Origin of the sequence: Candidatus Avelusimicrobium caledoniensis, from assembly GCF_902756455.1 — a bacterium.
GTDB classification, from domain to species: domain Bacteria; phylum Elusimicrobiota; class Elusimicrobia; order Elusimicrobiales; family Elusimicrobiaceae; genus Avelusimicrobium; species Avelusimicrobium caledoniense.
In genome coordinates this window covers 1-2,592 of sequence record NZ_CACVRB010000040.1, presented here as the reverse complement: position 1 = coordinate 2,592, position 2,592 = coordinate 1, and the positions used below count along the sequence as shown (strand labels likewise).

Annotated in this window: 2 protein-coding genes; both read right to left on the bottom strand. The window is 48.3% G+C overall.

What is annotated here, in order from left to right; translation table 11 throughout:
- Positions 1-233: 233 nt before the first annotated feature.
- Positions 234-1,838, bottom strand: coding sequence for an acyl-CoA carboxylase subunit beta (locus ACQY2W_RS07250; protein WP_428050787.1), 1,605 nt, complete (start codon positions 1,836-1,838; stop codon positions 234-236).
- 61 nt (positions 1,839-1,899) lie between these two features.
- Positions 1,900-2,391, bottom strand: a complete 492-nt coding sequence (locus ACQY2W_RS07245) for a type IV pilin protein (protein ID WP_428050786.1) — start codon at positions 2,389-2,391, stop codon at positions 1,900-1,902.
- Positions 2,392-2,592 lie beyond the last annotated feature (201 nt).

Below are 2,592 nucleotides of genomic sequence, written 5' to 3'. Positions count from 1 at the left end.
AGCAAAAAAAAAAACGATGTCAAGTTTTATTTTTTCTCTCGCTATATCCCGCATAGAAACCCTGCGGGATGACGAGCGAGAGAAAAATATATACAGAAAAGGCCCTTGCCGGGCCCAGGCATTTTGGGAGTCAACTTCTACTTAATTAGAGCCACACTCTTTTTGCATTGTTGCTTTGTGACAAAAACGGGCGCAACTTTTGGTTGCGCCCGGTCCGTTGATTGACAGATTTTTTACAGCGGTATATTGCCTTTTCGCGGATGATTTTTCGGATCGCGCTTCGTGCGCAAAACGGCAAAAGCACGGATGATTTTACTGCGCGCTTCGGCCGGCTCAATGATCTCGTCAATAGAGCCGTTCGTCGCCGCTTGATAAGGCGAGGCGAATTTATCCGAATATTCCTGCGTCATTTTCATTTTCAGTTCTTCTTGTTTAGCAGGGTCTTTTTCTTCTCTAAGCGCGCGGGAGTACAAAATCTCCACCGCACCGCGCGGACCCATAACGGCAATTTCCGCGCTGGGGAAAGCAAAGTTAAAATCGCCTTTTAAAATCTTAGAGCCCATCGCAATGTACGCTCCGCCGTAGGCCTTGCGCAAGACAAGCGTAATTTTCGGGATAGTGGCCTCGGAGTACGCGTACAACAGTTTCGCGCCGTGGCGGATAATACCGCCGTGCTCTTGCGCCACTCCGGGCAAATATCCCCCCGTATCCACGAGCGTGAGCAGCGGGATATTAAATGCGTTTAAAAAGCGGATAAAGCGCGCGGCCTTGTCGCTGGCGTCGCAATCAAGCGCACCGCCTAAGTGAGCGGGGTTGTTGGCTACTACACCTACCACGTGCCCCGCCAAGCGGATAAAACCCGTTACGATATTTTTAGCAAAATTTTGGTGAATTTCAAAAAACCCGAAATCATCCGCCAGACGCCAAATCACGTGGTGGATACGAAACGCCTTTTTGGGGTCCATTTCGCAAATGCGCTCCAACACCGGCACGGGCCGGTCGGTAACGTCGCTGGTGGTTTGCATAGGCGAGCGTTCCTCGCAGTTTTGCGGCAAGAAAGACAACAGTTCGCGCACTTGGCGGAAACAATCTTGCTCGGACTTAGCCACAAATTGGCACACGCCGCTTTTTTCGCTATGCGGCGCACTGCCGCCCAAAGAATCAAAATCAACTTCTTCGCCGGTAGCGGCTTTAACAGCGCTGGGCCCCGTGATAAACATGTGGCTGATACCGTCCACCATAAAGATAAAATCGGAAAGGGCCGGCGAATAAGCCGCCCCGCCCGCACACGGGCCCAAAATCACGGAAATCTGCGGAATCACACCAGAGGCCTTGACGTTGCGGTAGAAAATTTCGCCAAAGCCGTTTAAGCTGTCCACCCCTTCTTGGATACGCGCACCGCCGGAGTCAAAAAGACCGATGATCGGAATTTTGGCTTCAATAGCTTTGTCCATAATATCAGCAATTTTGCGTGCGTGCGCGAGCCCCAAAGAGCCGCCCAGTTGCGTAAAATCTTGCGCAAAAAGGGCCACTTCGCGCCCGTTGATACGCCCAAAACCGGTAACAACGCCGTCACCTTTGATGTGTTTGTCTTTGACGCCAAAGTCGGTGCAGGACGTTTCCAATAAACTTTGAATTTCAAAAAAACTGTCTTTATCTAATAGGTAAGAGATACGTTCGCGCGCGGTCATCTTGCCCTTGTCTTTTTGGGCTTTGATGCGCGCCTCGCCCGCGCCTTTAAGCGCGTCTTGGGAAATTTGTCTGAATTTGACTAGACTGGCCGGGGCCGGCTCGTTAGACGGTTTGTCCAGCCGCGGGTCTTCAAAAAGTTCTATCATATTCCCTCCGTTTAGTATATGTATATTTTACTAAATAAAAGGGGAATATAACGCGGACTCGTTACCACGTACTTAATAAATAACGCCACTCGGTGCCGTAATCATTCCGGTAGCGACCGCCAAAGGATAAACACACGTTTTGGGCCCGCGTACTCGTTTTGGGAGCATAACAGTACGTTTGATCATCATAACCAGGACCCAAAGCTGTATGACTGTATATAACCAAAACTTTTACCCCAATTTTTGTATCTTTAAGTTGCACACTTGCAGGCATTGTTGACGTAACATCAGAAAAAATTACAGATTGCCCGCTACGTAATTGGTTCTGGGCAAAGCCCAAAGAAAGCTCGTCCCAATTAGTCGTATACGAGCCGTTTGCTAAATAATAAACTTCCTGCGCGTTTTTGATACTTTTGGCTACGGACAAGAGCCCCACAAACCGGCTTTTATCCACCGACTTTTGATATTGCGGCAACGCTACCGCCGCTAAAATGCCGATGATAAGAACGACAACCAATAATTCAATAAGCGTAAACGCTTGTTTGTTTTTCATACAACCTCCTCTGTTTCATTAAATAAAATGTAGCAAAAAAAAAACGATGTCAACCCCCTTGCCGGGGGCAGGCATTTTGGGAGCCAACTTTCACTTACTTATAGCCACACTGTTTTTGTTGTGTTCTTTTGCTGTTGTTGTTTATCCGCCCCTTGAGTGCTGTTTATAAAAAGCGCCGAAATGGATAAGAAATTTTTCATG